Below are 14593 nucleotides of genomic sequence, written 5' to 3' on the forward strand. Positions count from 1 at the left end.
TCAGGGCGGCTCTAGAACTTGTACGCGCGATGGATCGCCACGATGCCGTTGCTGAGGTTGCGCACCTCGACGCGGCCGAAGCCGGCGCGCTCCATCATGCTCTTCAGGGTGGCCTGGTCGGGATGCTTGCGGATCGACTCGGCCAGGTACCGGTAGCTGTCGGCGTCGCCGGCGAACAGCCGGCCGAGTTTCGGCAGCACCTTGAACGAGTGGAAGTCGTACAGCTTGCCGAACAGCTCGCTCTGCACGCGCGAGAACTCCAGCACCAGCGCGCGGCCGCCGGGCTTGAGCACGCGGCAGATGTCGGCCAGCGCCTGGTCCTTGTCGGTGACGTTGCGCAGGCCGAAAGCCATGGTCACCGCGTCGAAGCTGTTGTCGGGGAAGGGCAGGCGTTCGGCGTTCAGCTGCGCCCAGCGCAGGCCGGCGACCAGGCCGCGGTCGGTGAGGCGGTCGCGGCCGACGCCGAGCATCGCCGCGTTGATGTCGCCGACCACCACTTCGCCTGCGTCGCCGAGCACCGGTTTCAGCAGCGCGGCGATGTCGCCGGTGCCCCCGGCCAGGTCCAGCACGCGGTCGCCGCGACGCACCCCGCTGACCGCCACGAAATGCCGCTTCCACAGCCGGTGGATGCCGAGCGACATCAGGTCGTTCATCAGGTCGTAGTTCTTCGCGACCGAGGTGAACACCTGGCCGACCAGCTTCTGCTTTTCGCCGACCGGCACGTCGCGGAAGCCGAAGTGGGTGGTGGATCCAGGTGGGGTTTCGGGCTGATTGTTCATTGGGGCGATGTTACAGGGAATGGGGTTCAAGGCTTCGGCATCGGCCAAGGCGTTGCTGCCGGCGAGCCGCGCGTCAGAGCGTCGGCTTGCCGTCCTGCTTGTAGACCACGCCGTCCTTCATCACGAAGCTGACGTGCTGCATGGCGGTGATGTCGTCCAGCGGATTGCCCGGCACGGCGATCACGTCGGCGCCGCGGCCCACCGCGATGCGGCCGAACCGGTCCTGCTGATGGAGCAGTTCGGCGGCATGGATGGTGGCGGCCTGCAGCACGAACATCGGGGGCATGCCGGCCTGCACCATGTAGGCGAACTCCCTGGCGTTGTCGCCGTGCGGGTAGACGCCGGCGTCGGTGCCGAAGGCAATCTTCACGCCGGCCTTGTACGCCTTGCCGGCGGTGTCCAGGATCAGTGGGCCGACTTCCTCGGCCTTGCGCGCGACCTGCGGCGGATACCAGCCCTGCTTCGCCTTCTCCATCACGTACTGGCCGGCGATGATGGTGGGCACGTACCAGGTGCCGTGTTCCTTCATCAGTTTCATGTCGGCCGCGTCCATGAAGGTGCCGTGCTCGATCGAGTCCACCCCGCCGAGCACGGCGCGGCGGATCGCCTCGGCGCCGTGTGCGTGGGCCGCCACGGTGAAGCCGTCGTCGTGCGCGGCGGCGACCACGGCCTGGATCTCCTCCAGCGTCATCTGCGGGTTGCCGGAGCTGGAGCTTTCGTCCAGTACGCCGCCGGAGGGCATGATCTTGATCAGGTCGGCACCGTCCTTGTAGTGCTGGCGCACCGCCTTCCATGCCTCGGCGGGCGAGTCGATGATGCCGTCCTTCGGGCCGGGGTCGCCCTGCAGATCCCAGCGGAAGCCGTTGCTCGGATCGGCGTGGCCGCCGGTGCTGCCGATGGGCTTGCCGGCGCTGAAGATGTGCGGGCCGGGCATCAGGCCGGCGTTGATCGCGTTGCGCAGCGCGATCGACGCATTGTCGTCGTCGCCGAGGTTGCGCACCGTGGTGAAGCCGGCCAACAGGGTGCGCTTCGCGTAGACGGTGCCGCGGATCGCATGGTCGGCCGGATTGAGGCGGAACTTGTCGCTGTAGGAGTTCTTGCCGAACTGCATGGTCAGGTGCGTGTGCGAGTCGATCAGCCCCGGCATGCAGGTGGCGTCCGGCAGCCTGGCGACGCTCAAGCTGCCGGCTGTCTTGCGGTACGGCGCGGGGTCGACGGCGCCGGGACGGATCTCCTTGATCCGGCCATCCTCGACGACCAGCGTGGTCTGGCCCAGCATCCTGCCGGCCACGGGATCGAGCAGGCGCGCGCATTCGATCAGGTTGAGCTGCGGGCCGCCGGCCGCATCGAGGGGCGGCGCATCGGCGCCGGCGGCGAGCGGAAGGCACGATACGGCGACGGCGAGCAGCAGGCGAGGCATGGACATGGGTGGTTCCCCTGGCGGCAGTGCGGCCATCCTACTCGGCGGCGTCGCGGTGCGTGGGCGTCGGCTCGGCAGCGTCGGGCAGGCGGCGATCGCTGCCGCTGCGCCGCTCGTGTTCGCGCTGCTCGGCGGCGACGTGGCGCGCGTGCAGCGCGGCGTCGTCGCTGTCGGCGGGGATGTAGGTGCCCTGGTCGGCACCTTCGCGGGCGTCGGCGGCGGGCGCCTCCCAGTCGTTGCCGCCGGGGGTGATCTTCAGGATCGAGTGGCGCACCTCGCGCGAGAGGATCACCCGCGCGTCGCGCACCATGCCTTCCAGCGCGGCGTCGTAGTCGAGCTTGCCGGCGTCGTCGGTCCACACGATGCGCCGTTCGCGCAGCTTCTGGATGAAGCCGCGGAACAGCGCCTTGTCGAAGAACTCCGGCGCGGTCAGCTCGTTGAGCAGGGACAGCCGCTGCGCGGTGAGCGAGCAGGCGTTCTCCAGCTCGGCGCCGGTCATCGTGTGCGGGCCGTTCTTGGCCAGCGCGGCGATGGTGATGTAGTAACGCTCGAAGGCCTGGATCAGGCTGCGCGCGATCACCTTGAGCTGGTAGGCACCGTCGTCCTGGCCGGGGCTGCGTTCCAGCACGCGGCCATCGCTGACCGCTTCGAGCAGGCCGCGGCGCACGAAGAAATCGATGGTGGCCTGCAGTTGCTCGGCGAAACCGTCGGTATCCCACGGCAGGAACAGCTCGCCCTGGATGAACGGATAGATGATCCGGCCCAACCGCAGGATCGAGGCGCGCGACATGCGGCGGTTGTTGAGGAAGCAGCACGCCACCCACGCGGCGGTGGCGGTGAGGTGCAGCACGTTGTTGCGGAAATAGCTGAGCAGCACCGCGCGCTCGCCGGTGGCGGTGAGCACGTCGCCCAGCGGGTGCTGCACGCGCTGGATCCAGCCCATTTGCTCGCCGTAGGCGATGATCGCGGCCGGGTTCATCGGGGTCAGCGTGATGCGGTCCGAGTACGGCAACTCCTCCAGCATCGTCTTGCCCAGCTCGAGCTGGGTCAGCAGGTCGCTCTCGGCCATCGCGTGCTTCGGCGTGGCCAGCAGGGCCAGCGCCAGCAGGTTGATCGGGTTGACGTCGGCGGCGCGGTTGATGTTGACCTGGATCTGCTCGGCGAGGCGGTCGGTCACCGCGCCCAACCATTCGGGCTTCGCCTCGGGGTCGGCGCCGGCGGCGCGCCAGTCGTGGCTGGCCGCGTCCAGCAGCGGGGTCAGCTCGATCGGTTCGCCGAAGTTCAGCGCCACGTGGCCATAGCGCTGGCGCAGCACCTTGAGCCCCTTGAGCAGGCCGAGCAGCGACTCCTTCTCCTTCGGCTGGCCGCTGAGCTCGCCGATGTAGCTCTTGCCCTCCATCAGCTTCTCGTAGCCGATGTACACCGGCTGGAACAGCACCGGCCGGCGCGGCGCGCGCAGGAACGCGCGCACCGTCATCGCCAGCATGCCGGCACGCGGCGCCAGCAGGCGGCCGGTGCGCGAACGGCCGCCCTCGATGAAGTATTCCATCGGCACGCCGCGGTCGATCAGCTGCGCCACGTATTCGTTGAACACCACCGAGTACAGCGCGTTGCCGCGGAAGCTGCGGCGCAGGAAGAACGCGCCGCCGCGGCGCAGGATCGGCCCGATCACCGGCAGGTTGAGGTTCACCCCCGCTGCGATGTGCGGCACCACCACACCGGACACGTGCAGCTGGTAGCTCATCAACAGGTAGTCGGCGTGGCTGCGGTGGCAGGGCACGTAGATCACTTCGTGGCCGGGCGCGGCGGCGCGGGCCTTGTCGAAATGGTGCATGGCGATGCCGTCGTACAGCTTGTTCCAGAAGTTGGAAAGCAGGAACGAGGCCGAGCGCACCACCGGATGCGAGTAGTCGGCGGCAATCTCCAGCACCAGCTGGTGCGCCTTGCGCCAGGCCTTGGCGTGGCTGATCTTCTCCTTCGCCGCGGCGGCGGCGATCGCGGCACGCACCGGCTCGGCGTTCAGCACCGCGTCCACCACGGTGCGCTTGTGCGACAGGTCCGGTCCGATCACCGCGGCGCGGATGCGGTGGAAATGGGTGCGCAGCACCCGCGCGACCTTGCGCGCGAAGCGCTCCGGGGTGATCCCGCCCGATTCGTCCAGCGTCTGCCGCAGCGACACCGGCGTGGAGAAATGCACCACCGTGTCGCGCCCGTTCAGCAGTAGCGCCAGCATGCGGCGGAAGCGGCCGACCATCACCCAGTTTTCCGAGAACAGCACGCGGAACCAGCCGCTGTCGCGGCTGGGCGCGCGGCCGACGTAGATCGATACCGGCACGATCTGGATGTCGCTGTCGGGCAGGCCTTCCAGCGAGTGCACCAGCTGCCGCAGCGCTTCGTTCGGGTTGCGCTTGCGGTTGCGCCCGAGCAGGCTGCCGTCGCGCCGTGCCAGCGCGAATACCGAGCGCCGCCGGCGGGTGCCGGCCAGCGGCCGCATCGGGTTGGGCAGGCCGGCTTCGCGGCAGGCGCGCTGCAGGATCAGCGCGTCGGAAAAGCCGTCGCGCTCGATCACGTAGCAGACCGGCACGCCGGCCTGCAGCAGGGCCGCGGGCTCGGCCGGGTCGCGGCGGATGCGCACCCAGGGCTGCAGCAGCTGGCCGGCCAGGTTGAACCACCAGGGGGCACGGGGGCGGGCGGAGGAGTCCGCGGTGGTAGTCATGGGCATCCGTCCATTCTAACGGTTGCGTCGTTCAGTCTTTCGTTACGGCGCTGCCGGCGCTGGCGGGCGCACTGGCGGTGGCCGCCTGCTGCAGCTGTCGGTGCGACTGGCGCGCGTTCTGCAGCAGGTCCTCGCTGTACCAGCGGCCGTTCTCCTGCACCAGGGTCGCTTCGGTCGACAGCGGCTTGCCGAGCAGGGTGTAGTCGATCTTCACCACGGCATGGCCGTTGTCGTTGGACAGCGGGGTGAGCTTGACCGAGTCCAGCGTGTCGTCCACCGACAGGCCGTAGATCGCCAGCAGGCGCTTGAGGCCGCCCCAGGCGACGGCGTACTTGCCCATGGTCGCGTCGAAATCCATCGCGTGCAGCTGGTCGGGGTCTTTCAGGTCCAGCCGGCGCGCGGTCGCCACCGCCACGCCGACCGCCTGCTGCGCCCGGGCCTGGTCGAACCACGGCGTCTGCCGGGCCCACGGCAGCAGCACGTCGAGCACGCCGTCGGCCTGGGTCTTCTGCGCTTCGCTGAGGGTGCGGCTCTGCGCGACGGCGCTCTTCAGCATGGCCTCGCCCACGCTGACCAGCATCGGCAACTGGTCCTTGTACTGCTGTTCCATCGCGGCCAGCTTCGGCTGCAGCTCGGCGTAAAGCCTGGCCGCCGCGTCCGGCCCGCCGAGCTTTTGCATCGCCTCGTGGAAACGGGCGCGATCCGCGGCGCTGATCGGCCGCGCATCGCGCTGCTGCAGGCTCCAGTCGGCGCGCAGGTTGGCGTAGTCGGCCGGCGGCAGCGCGTGCTTCCACAGCCGGTCGAAGTCGCCGGCCTTGAGCAGGTCGATCGAGGCCTGCAGCGCCGCTTGCGGCGTGCTGCCGCCGGCTTGCGCCGCCTCGTCCTTGCCGTGGCAGGCGCCCAGCAGCAGCGCGGCAAGCAGCATCGGCATCGCGTGGCGAAGGAAGGGCAGGCGCATCGGCGGGGTCTCGCGGCAGGCGGTGGCGGGGGAGGCGCCACGGGGCGGGTGAGCGCGCAGCGTAAGGGCCGCGGCGGCCGCGAAACAAGGGCGCGGCGCAAGTTTTCGCGAGGCCGGAAAAGAAACCCCGCGGGCGTTGGCCTCGCGGGGAAATCCGGCAGAGCCGGAAGGGAAATGGCCTTGCCTGCGAAAGATCTGGTCAGCAGGTGTTGGCGGACGAAATATTACTTGCTCGTTAAAGCTGAGGCAATACTTTTCTTTTGCGTTCTAACGCATTGTTTATAAGCACTATTTTCTACTCGTAGCGTAGCGCATCGATTTTCTGCCGGCGCCGCTGCTCCGGCGGCGCGCTCCAGTCGTTGTTGAACAGCGCCGGCTCCCACGAACCGTAGGTTGCATTCGGCAACACGAACCAGCGCGAGCCGATCCAGTTCATGTACGGCGCCATCGCCCGCTGGCGACCGGCGGCGTTGTTCGCCAGCACCGTCACGAAGTCGCCGATCTGGTCACCGAACTGCATCAGCACGCGGTACTTGCGGCTGATCAACTGGCGCCGGCAGCCCTTCTCGGTGCCGACCTGCTCGCAGCCTTCGACGAAGGTGCCCAGGCCGAGGAACGCCTGCGGGCCGAAGACCGGCAGGCCCACCTTGCGCAGGTTGGCCAGGGTGACCTGGTCCAGGTCCCTGGCGCGGTTGGACACGTAGAGCACGGCGATGCCGTGCTTCGCGGCGAACTGGGTGAACTCGACCACGCCGGGAAGCGCGCGCGCGCTTTCCTGCCGGCACCATTCGGCCCAGTCCGCCTCGTTGTATTCGCCGCCGCTGCGCACCAGGCGCGCCTGGTACGGCGAGTTGTCCAGCACGGTTTCGTCGATGTCCAGCACCACCGCCGGCTGGAGGCCGCCGGCCGGCGCCACGCGATCATCCTTGGCCAGTGCGTCCCAGTGGCGGTCCTTCATGGCGGCGAGCAGGCGCGCCTGGGCGTCGCGGTAAGTCTGCAGGTAGATCAGGTCGTGCTCGATCGCGGTCTGGCTCCATGCCACCGCGTTGAGGTTGTCGTTGGCGGCGACCGTGGTTGCCGCCGTGGCCGGCGCAGCGAGCGTCGCCGTGGCCGCAGGGTGGCGGGGAGCGCCGGCGCAGCCGGCCAGCAGGGCGAGCGCGAGCAGGGACGTGGAAAGACGAAGCCGCATGAAGGCGTTCCTTGGAAAACAAGCGAAGCGAAACAATGAACGCAGTTTACGACAGCCCCGTGGCAGGGCTGGCAGCCATGGCGGGCTGCTGACAGACTGGCACTCCCGCTCCCCACGGTTTCGTCTCGCATGGACTCCAGCCTGCCCGCCCTGCGTCCGCCTTCGGCGGTCGTCCGCTACGCGAGTTACCTGCTGGCGGGCGCCACCTTGCTGCTGGTCGTGGAGATCCACCTGCTGCCGGCGCTGCTGGCCGGCCTGCTGGTGTTCGAGCTGGTGCAGACGATGGTGCCGCTGCTCGGCCGGCGCATTTCCGGCGACCGCGCGCGGGTAGTGGTGGTGGCACTGCTGGGCGCGGTGGTGGTGGGTCTGCTGATCCTGCTGATCCTCGGTGCGATCAGCCTGTTCCACGCCGAGCTCGGCAATCCGCAGCTGCTGTGGCAGCAGCAACTGATGCCGCTGGTGGAGAAGGCGCGCCAGCAGTTGCCGCCGATCCTGGTCAACAACCTGCCGGACAGCGTCGACGACCTGCGCGTGGGCGCGATCGAACTGGCGCGCAAGCACGCGGCCACCCTGCAGCTGGCCGGCAAGGGCGCGGTGCGGGTGTTCGTGCACATCATCATCGGCCTGGTGCTGGGCGCGATCGTGGCACTCAGCCGCACCCGCCCGGCGCACCAGATGGGGCCGCTGGCGGCCATGCTGAGCCTGCGCTGCCGGCGGCTGGCGGAGGCGTTCCACAATATCGTGTTCGCGCAGGTCAAGATCTCGCTGATCAACACCCTGTTCACCGCGATCTTCCTGCTCGGCGTGCTGCCGCTGATGGGCATCCACGTGCCGCTGGCCAAGACCCTGGTGGTGGCGACCTTCGTGGCCGGCCTGCTGCCGGTGCTCGGCAACCTGATCTCCAACACCGCGATCGCCGTGGCCGGGTTGTCGGTGTCGCTGGGGGTGGGCATCGCCGCGCTGGTGTTCCTGGTGCTGATCCACAAGCTCGAGTACTTCCTCAACGCGCGCATCGTGGGCACCCAGATCCGCGCCCGCGCGTGGGAGCTGCTGGTGGCCATGTTGCTGATGGAAGCGGTGTTTGGCCTGCCCGGCGTGATCGCCGCACCGATCTACTACGCGTATCTGAAGAGCGAGCTGGAAGCGGAGGGCCTGCTGTAGGCGCGCATCGGTTGCAGGTCTCCGCTTGCGGGCGACGCTTTCCCGAATCCCGCGCCCATCAGCCGCCGGCCAGCATCGCCTTGATCCGCGCCATGTGCGACTCGGCGGTTTCGCGGGTCACTTCCTTGTCCGCTTCCGGGTCCTTGCCCTGCCAGTGCAGGTCGGCCTGCGGCAGCTCGTGCAGGAAACGGCTGGGCTGGTTGCGGTGGATGTCGCCGTAGCGCTTGGTCTGCGCCGACCAGGACAGCGTCAGCAGTTCCTTGGCGCGGGTGATGCCGACGTACATCAGCCGGCGTTCCTCGTCGACGCGGCCTTCGTCCAGCGCGCCCTCGTGCGGCAGCGTGCCGTCCTCGCAGCCGACGATGAAGACGAAACGGAACTCCAGGCCCTTGGCCGCGTGCAGGGTCATCATGCGCACGGCATTGCCCGGCTCGTCGCGGTCGGTGTGGCTGAGCAGGGCCAGCTGCGAGGCGAGGTCGCCGGCCGTGTTGCCGCCTTTCTGCATCGCGCGGAACCAGTCGGCCAGTTCCTGCAGGTTGCCCAGCTTGCGCTCGCGCACGCTGGCGTCGGGCGTGCCGGCGGCGATCTGCGCGGCGTAGCCGGTGCGCTTCAGGATCAGCTCGACCAGGTCGGCGGCGCTCTCGTGCAGCGAGGCACTGCGCAGTTCGTCCAGCAGATTGGCGAATGACGCCAGCGCCGCCGCCGGGCGCGGGGTGAGCTGGCGCAGCACGCCGTCGCTGCGGGTGGCGTCGAGCAGGGACGAGTGGCGCGACTGCGCGAGCTGGCCCAGCTTCTCCAGCGTGGTCGCGCCGATCTCGCGCTTCGGCACGTTGACCACGCGCAGGAACGCGGCGTCGTCGCTGGGGTTGGTCAGCAGGCGCAGGTAGCACAGCAGGTCCTTCACCTCGGCGCGGTCGAGGAAGCTCAAGGCGCCGGTGAGGTGGTACGGAATCCGCGCCAGGCGCAGCGCCTTCTCCAGCGGCCGCGCCTGGAAGTTGCCGCGGTACAGGATCGCCATGTCGTCCCAGCGCGCCTTGTGCTTCTCGGCCAGCGTGGTGGCGATCGCGGCGACGCGCTCGGCTTCGTGCTCGGCTTCCTTGCATTCGAGTACGCGGATCGGCGCGCCTTCGGGGTGCTCGCTCCACAGCTTCTTTTCGTGGCTGTGTGGGTTGTGCGCGATCAGCGCATTCGCCGCGCGCAGGATGCGCTTGCCGCAGCGGTAGTTCTGTTCCAGCTTGATCACGCGCAGGTTCGGCCAGTCGCGGCCGAGCTGGTCGATGTTCTCCGGATTGGCGCCGCGCCAGGCGTAGATCGACTGGTCGTCGTCGCCCACGCAGGTGATGCCGCCGCGCTCGCCGGTCAGCACCTTCAGCAGGCGGTACTGCGCGTCGTTGGTGTCCTGGTACTCGTCCACCAGCAGGTAGCGCAGGCGCTCGCGCCAGGCGTCGCGGCATTCGGCGTCGCTTTCCAGGATGCGCAGCGGCAGCCGGATCAGGTCGTCGAAATCCACCGCGTTGAACGCGGCCAGGCGCTGCTGGTACAGGTCGTAGATGGTCGCCGCTTCGAGTTCGCGCGGGCTGCGCGCGGCGGCCAGCGCCTCCTCCGGCGACAGCCCGCCGTTCTTCGCGCGGCTGAGCAGGTTGCGCAGGCCGAACAGCGCGTCGTTCTTGATCCCTTTCGGCGCCAGCTCCTTGACGATGCCGCCGCTGTCGTCCGCATCCAGCACCGAGAAGCCGCGGCGCAGGCCGGCGCGGGCGTGTTCGATCTGCAGGAATTTCAGCCCCAGCGCGTGGAACGTGCTCACCGTGAGCGCGGCCGCGTCCTCGCTGCTGACCAGCTTCGCCACGCGCTCGCGCATCTCGCGCGCGGCCTTGTTGGTGAAGGTGATCGCGGCGATCTTCGACGGCGCCAGCTTGCGGCGCTGGATCAGGTAGGCGATCTTCTGGGTGATCACGCTGGTCTTGCCGGAACCGGCGCCGGCCAGCACCAGCAGCGGGCTGTCGCAGTGTTCGACGGCGGCCAGTTGTTGTGGATTGAGCATGGACCGAGTGAGGCGTGAGGCGGCGGCCGATGGTAACAGAGCGCTACTGGCGCACCCGCCGGCTTCGGCCATAATCGGCCGCACGACAGCCAGCGAGGAACGGCATGGCGGAACCGGAAATCGAGCAGTGCGACGTGGCGGTGATCGGCGGCGGCCCCGGCGGCAGCACCGCGGCCGCCTTGCTGGCGCGCCGCGGCTACAAGGTGATCGCGCTGGAGAAGGCGCACCACCCGCGCTTCCATATCGGTGAGTCGCTGCTGCCGATGAACCTGCCGGTGTTCGAGCGGCTGGGCGTGCTGGACAAGGTGCGCGCGCTCGGCGTGTTCAAGCGCGGCGCGGATTTCGAGACCGACGACGCGCGCGGCTACAACGTCTACGCGTTCGCCCGCGCGATCGGGCAGAGCCCGCCGCATGCGTACCAGGTGTGGCGGCAGGATTTCGACCGCATGCTGTATCAGCATGCGCGCGAGTGCGGCGCCGAGGCGCGCGAGGGGCACGAGGTGCTACAGGTGGAGCAGCGCGGCCCGCGCGAGAGCCGGCTGGACGTGCGCACCGACGACGGTCGCGACTACGCGATCCGCGCGCGCTACGTGGTGGACGCCAGCGGCCGCGATGCGCTGCTGGCGACGAAGATGAAGTTGCGGCGCCGCAGCCGCCAGCATCAGAGCGCGGCGATCTTCGGCCACTTCCGCGGTGCCGGCTGCCGCGATGGCGAGGACGCCGGCAACGTCAGCATCTACCGCTTCGCGCACGGCTGGATGTGGATGATCCCGCTGCCCGACGGCGTGATGAGCGTGGGCGCGGTGTGCCGGCCGGATTACCTCAAGCAGCGCAAGGGCCGCACGCTGGAGTTCCTGCTCGACACGCTGCGGCTCAACCCGGCGCTGTGGCAGCGCGTCGAGCGGGCCAGGCTGATCGGCGACGAAGTGCATGTCACCGGCAACTACTCCTACGACGCGAGCCGCATGGGCGGAGCGGGTTGGGTGCTGGTGGGCGATGCGTTCGCCTTCCTCGACCCGGTGTTTTCCTCCGGCGTGTACCTGGCGATGGACGGCGCGGAGCGGGTGGCCGACGTGGTCGATGCGGCGCTGCGCGAACCGCGGCGCGAACGGACCCTGCTGCGCCGGCTGGAGCGGCGCCAGCGCAGGGGTATGGCGCGCTTCGCGTTCTTCATCCACCGCTTCAACGCGCCGGTGATGCGGCAGATGCTGCGCTCGCCGCGCAACACCTGGCAGCTGGAGCAGGCGGTGATCTCGATGCTGGCCGGCGACTTGTTCGACACGCCGAAGGTGCTGTGGCGGCTGCAGCTGTTCAGGCTGGTGTACGCGATCCTGTGCCTGCGCGACTGGCGCCGCAGCCGTGCCGAGCGCCGTTATCGGCTGGCCCAGGCGCGCGCGCCTTTGGGCGGGGAATAGGGAGCAGGAAACAGGGAATAGGAAGAGCGGCAGCTCTCGCGACCGGGTGCCTGTGAGAAACTGGGAGCATGGCTTGGCCGCAGCGCCGCTCTTGCCAGTCCCGAATCCCGAATCCCGAATCCCGAATCCCGAATCCCGGCTCCAATGGCCAAGCTCTACTTCTATTACTCGGCGATGAACGCCGGCAAGACCACCACGCTGCTGCAGAGCGCGTACAACTATCACGAGCGCGGCATGCGCACGCTGATCCTCACCCCGGCGCTGGACGACCGCTTCGGCGCAGGCGTGGTCGCCTCGCGCATCGGCCTCAAGGCGAACGCGCGCCGCTTCGCCGGTGACGAGGATCTGCTGGCGCTGGTCGAGGCCGACATCGCCGCGCACGGCCCGCTGCATTGCGTGTTCGTCGACGAGGCGCAGTTTCTGGCCAGGGCGCAGGTGTGGCAGGCCAGCGACGTGGTCGACAAGCTGCACATCCCGGTGCTGGCCTACGGCCTGCGCACCGACTTTCGTGGCGAGCTGTTCGAGGGCAGCCGCTACCTGCTGGCCTGGGCCGACGAGCTGCAGGAAATCAAGACGATCTGCCATACCGGCAGCAAGGCGACCATGGTGGTGCGCGTGGACGAGCATGGCCGCGCCGTCACCGACGGCCCGCAGGTTGAGATCGGCGGCAACGAACGCTATGTCTCGGTGAGCCGCGCCGAGTTCAAGAAGATCAGCGCGGGCCACGGCCGCATCGAGCTGCAGCAGAGCGTGCTGCCGCTGGGCGAGCGCGAATGAACCGAGCCACCGAGGAATCCGCATGAGCGAAGCCACTCCCCCCGCCAGCTGGCCGCGGCCGTACTGGCAGCCCGGCGAAGACGAGGTGGTGCTGCAGTTCTACGTGTTCGGCAAGTTCGCGCCGGAGTTGCTGATCCCGTCGCCGCGCTACGGCAGCCCCGGCCTGCCCGCAGGCGTGGAGATCCAGCGCTTCCAGAACGCGGTGCTGCGCCAGTGGGAGGGCTATCCGCTGAACGGCGCGCTGGGCCGGCTGATCAGGGAAGACACGCCCGAGGCGTACGAGGCCGCGCGCATCGCGCCCGAGGTGCTGGTGGTGCGCGGCGTGCTCAAGGACGGCGCCAGCCTCGACTACCTGCGCGACACGCTGGGCGTGCTGGCCGGCATGCTCGACGTGGGCGGCACGGCGATCCTCGACCCGCAGATCCTCACCCTGTTCGACGCCGCGCACTGGCGCCGCCACTACCTGGTCAAGGACGGCGCGCCGCCGCGCCACCACGTGCTGATCCTGCGCAGCGACGAGGGCGGCGACCGCTCCTGGGTGCACACCCGCGGCATGCGCAAGTTCGGCCGCCCCGACCTCAGCCTGCGCCACGTGCCCGAGCGCGACCTCGACCGCGCCGGCGTGCTGTGCGAGAAGCTGGTCGAACTGCTCTCGCTGGGCGCGCACTTCAGCGCCGGCCAGCAGCTCGACGTCGAAGGTTTGCCCGACGGCCTGGTGGCGCAGCCGGGCGGCAGCCTCGACGACCCCGAGTTCAACAACACCCATGTCGAGTTCAGCTGGCCCGAGTAAGCCGCCGGTTCAGCGCTGGCAGCGCGGGCACCAGAACGTCGAGCGCTGTCCCAGCACGACCTGCCGGATTGCCGTGCCGCAGACGTGGCACGGTTCGCCGGCGCGGCCGTAGACCATCAGTTCGCGGAAGAAGTAGCCGGGTGCGCCGTCGGGGGCGAGGAAGTCGCGCAAGGTGGTGCCGCCGCGCTCGATCGCCCAGGCCAGCAGGTGCTTCACCTCGGCGGCCAGCCGCGCGTAGCGCGCCCGCGAGAGGCTGCCGGCTGGTTTGCGCGGGTCGATGCCGCCGCGGAACAGCGCTTCGCTGGCGTAGATGTTGCCCACCCCGACGACGACCGCGTTGTCCATCAGGAACAGCTTCACCGCCGCCGTGCGGCCGCGCGAGCGATGCCACAGCAGGTCGCCGTCGAAGGCATCGGTCAGCGGCTCGGGGCCGAGCTTGGCCAGCAGCTCGTGGATGGTGTCGGGCGGCTGCCACAACAGGCAGCCGAAGCGGCGCGGATCGGTGAAGCGCAGGATGCGTGGCGCCTGCGTGCTCGTGCGTTCCAGCGCGATGTCGACGTGGTCGTGCCTGCCGACCGGGGCGTCCGGCGGCAGCACGCGCAGCACGCCGGTCATGCCCAGGTGCAGCAGCACGCTGCCGGCCGCGGTGTGCAGCAGCAGGTATTTCGCGCGGCGTTCCACCGCGTCGATGCGCTGGCCGGGCAGCAGCGCACCGATTTCCGGCGGGATCGGCCAGCGCAGGTCGGGCCGGCGCAGGATCACGCCGGTGACGCGGCGGCCGACCACATACGGCGCGATGCCGCGGCGGGTGGTTTCGACTTCGGGCAGTTCGGGCAAGGCGTGATCCCGCGGTCAGTGCAACGCGGTGGTCGCCGTGGCCGGCGAGCGCGGTACGTAGCGCGACGATACCAGCGCGATGCGCTGGCCCACGCGCACGTAGTGCTGCGGGCCGGTGACCGAGGCCTCGCCGAATTCCAGTGTCTGGCCGTCCAGCGTGAGCACGGCGTGTGGCGGCGCCAGCCCGATCTTCGCCGTTTCGAAATCGCTGGCCGGGCGCCAGCTCAGTACGGGCGCCGCGGCGGTGTCGGCGAGATCGTTGAGGCGAGCGTCGACGGCCCGGGTGGGCGTGCCGTCGATGCGCCACCAGTGACCGTCGCGTTTCTCATAGCGTTCGGCGGGCGCACCGGGCAGGGCGAGCGCGACGTACGTGACGGCGGCCGGGTCGAGCGTGGTGAGATTTCCTTTGGCGTGGCGCGCGTCGCGCTGCCACTGCCAGCCGGCGAGCAGCAGCAGGGCGAGCACGGCAAGCAGCAACCACAGGCGCTGGCGGGCGGCGCGTTTCATGGT

At 69.5% G+C, this 14593-nt stretch carries 12 protein-coding genes; 4 read left to right on the forward strand and 8 right to left on the reverse strand.

Translation table 11 applies throughout. The features are described from left to right. Nucleotides 1-11 precede the first annotated feature (11 nt). The 5 genes from ubiE to RHOOR92_RS0113295 all read right to left on the reverse strand — a co-directional run bounded on the left by ubiE (nt 12) and on the right by RHOOR92_RS0113295 (nt 7062). Complete coding sequence (gene ubiE / locus RHOOR92_RS0113275; RefSeq protein WP_027490470.1) at nt 12-779, reverse strand: bifunctional demethylmenaquinone methyltransferase/2-methoxy-6-polyprenyl-1,4-benzoquinol methylase UbiE; 768 nt, start codon at nt 777-779, stop codon at nt 12-14. 73 nt (nt 780-852) lie between these two features. Next, complete coding sequence (locus RHOOR92_RS0113280) at nt 853-2205, reverse strand: amidohydrolase family protein (RefSeq protein WP_027490471.1); 1353 nt, start codon at nt 2203-2205, stop codon at nt 853-855. Nucleotides 2206-2236: 31 nt separating this feature from the next. Continuing rightward, nucleotides 2237-4915: a glycerol-3-phosphate 1-O-acyltransferase PlsB gene (gene plsB / locus RHOOR92_RS0113285; protein WP_027490472.1), complete on the reverse strand. Its 2679-nt coding sequence runs from the start codon at nt 4913-4915 to the stop codon at nt 2237-2239. Between the two features lie 31 nt (nt 4916-4946). Beyond that, nucleotides 4947-5873, reverse strand: coding sequence for a hypothetical protein (locus RHOOR92_RS0113290; RefSeq protein ID WP_027490473.1), 927 nt, complete (start codon nt 5871-5873; stop codon nt 4947-4949). A 295-nt stretch (nt 5874-6168) separates the two neighbouring features. Next, nucleotides 6169-7062, reverse strand: a complete 894-nt coding sequence (locus RHOOR92_RS0113295; RefSeq protein ID WP_027490474.1) for an HAD family acid phosphatase — start codon at nt 7060-7062, stop codon at nt 6169-6171. 129 nt (nt 7063-7191) lie between these two features. On the opposite strand from RHOOR92_RS0113295, the gene RHOOR92_RS0113300 reads away from it, so the two are divergent. Then, a complete protein-coding gene (locus tag RHOOR92_RS0113300; protein WP_027490475.1) occupies nt 7192-8223 on the forward strand; it encodes an AI-2E family transporter in 1032 nt (343 codons plus the stop codon). A 58-nt stretch (nt 8224-8281) separates the two neighbouring features. Here RHOOR92_RS0113300 and RHOOR92_RS0113305 read toward each other — a convergent pair whose 3' ends face one another. Further along, nucleotides 8282-10264: a UvrD-helicase domain-containing protein gene (locus RHOOR92_RS0113305; protein ID WP_007513743.1), complete on the reverse strand. Its 1983-nt coding sequence runs from the start codon at nt 10262-10264 to the stop codon at nt 8282-8284. A 104-nt stretch (nt 10265-10368) separates the two neighbouring features. Between RHOOR92_RS0113305 and RHOOR92_RS0113310 the strand changes: the two genes are divergently transcribed. From RHOOR92_RS0113310 to RHOOR92_RS0113320, 3 genes are all read left to right on the forward strand, one after another. Then, the gene (locus tag RHOOR92_RS0113310) at nt 10369-11679 is read left to right on the forward strand and encodes an NAD(P)/FAD-dependent oxidoreductase (protein WP_007513745.1); all 1311 of its coding nucleotides are present in this window, start codon (nt 10369-10371) and stop codon (nt 11677-11679) included. A 144-nt stretch (nt 11680-11823) separates the two neighbouring features. Continuing rightward, nucleotides 11824-12456: a thymidine kinase gene (locus RHOOR92_RS0113315; protein WP_007513757.1), complete on the forward strand. Its 633-nt coding sequence runs from the start codon at nt 11824-11826 to the stop codon at nt 12454-12456. Nucleotides 12457-12478: 22 nt separating this feature from the next. Further along, on the forward strand, nt 12479-13246 hold the full coding sequence (locus RHOOR92_RS0113320) for a hypothetical protein (RefSeq protein WP_015448903.1): 768 nt from the start codon (nt 12479-12481) through the stop codon (nt 13244-13246). Between the two features lie 9 nt (nt 13247-13255). On the opposite strand, the gene mutM is transcribed toward RHOOR92_RS0113320, so the two are convergent. Further along, entirely contained in the window at nt 13256-14083 is an 828-nt protein-coding gene (mutM, locus tag RHOOR92_RS0113325) for a bifunctional DNA-formamidopyrimidine glycosylase/DNA-(apurinic or apyrimidinic site) lyase (RefSeq protein WP_027490476.1), read from the reverse strand. Nucleotides 14084-14098: 15 nt separating this feature from the next. Further along, nucleotides 14099-14590 carry a hypothetical protein gene (locus RHOOR92_RS0113330; RefSeq protein WP_027490477.1) on the reverse strand — a complete coding sequence of 164 codons (492 nt, stop codon included), beginning with the start codon at nt 14588-14590 and terminating at the stop codon, nt 14099-14101. Nucleotides 14591-14593: the final 3 nt, after the last annotated feature.

The organism is Rhodanobacter sp. OR92 (genome assembly GCF_000427545.1).
Lineage (GTDB): Bacteria > Pseudomonadota > Gammaproteobacteria > Xanthomonadales > Rhodanobacteraceae > Rhodanobacter > Rhodanobacter denitrificans.

Excerpts from the sequence above, each read along its gene's own strand:
- RHOOR92_RS0113315 (WP_007513757.1), top strand. The coding sequence starts at position 11,824 with ATGGCCAAGCTCTACTTCTATTACTCGGCGATGAACGCCGGCAAGACC.
- ubiE (WP_027490470.1), bottom strand. The coding sequence starts at position 779 with ATGAACAATCAGCCCGAAACCCCACCTGGATCCACCACCCACTTCGGC.
- plsB (WP_027490472.1), bottom strand. The coding sequence starts at position 4,915 with ATGACTACCACCGCGGACTCCTCCGCCCGCCCCCGTGCCCCCTGGTGG.
- RHOOR92_RS0113295 (WP_027490474.1), bottom strand. The coding sequence starts at position 7,062 with ATGCGGCTTCGTCTTTCCACGTCCCTGCTCGCGCTCGCCCTGCTGGCC.
- RHOOR92_RS0113280 (WP_027490471.1), bottom strand. The coding sequence starts at position 2,205 with ATGTCCATGCCTCGCCTGCTGCTCGCCGTCGCCGTATCGTGCCTTCCG.
- RHOOR92_RS0113330 (WP_027490477.1), bottom strand. The coding sequence starts at position 14,590 with ATGAAACGCGCCGCCCGCCAGCGCCTGTGGTTGCTGCTTGCCGTGCTC.
- RHOOR92_RS0113290 (WP_027490473.1), bottom strand. The coding sequence starts at position 5,873 with ATGCGCCTGCCCTTCCTTCGCCACGCGATGCCGATGCTGCTTGCCGCG.
- RHOOR92_RS0113310 (WP_007513745.1), top strand. The coding sequence starts at position 10,369 with ATGGCGGAACCGGAAATCGAGCAGTGCGACGTGGCGGTGATCGGCGGC.
- RHOOR92_RS0113305 (WP_007513743.1), bottom strand. The coding sequence starts at position 10,264 with ATGCTCAATCCACAACAACTGGCCGCCGTCGAACACTGCGACAGCCCG.
- RHOOR92_RS0113320 (WP_015448903.1), top strand. The coding sequence starts at position 12,479 with ATGAGCGAAGCCACTCCCCCCGCCAGCTGGCCGCGGCCGTACTGGCAG.
- RHOOR92_RS0113300 (WP_027490475.1), top strand. The coding sequence starts at position 7,192 with ATGGACTCCAGCCTGCCCGCCCTGCGTCCGCCTTCGGCGGTCGTCCGC.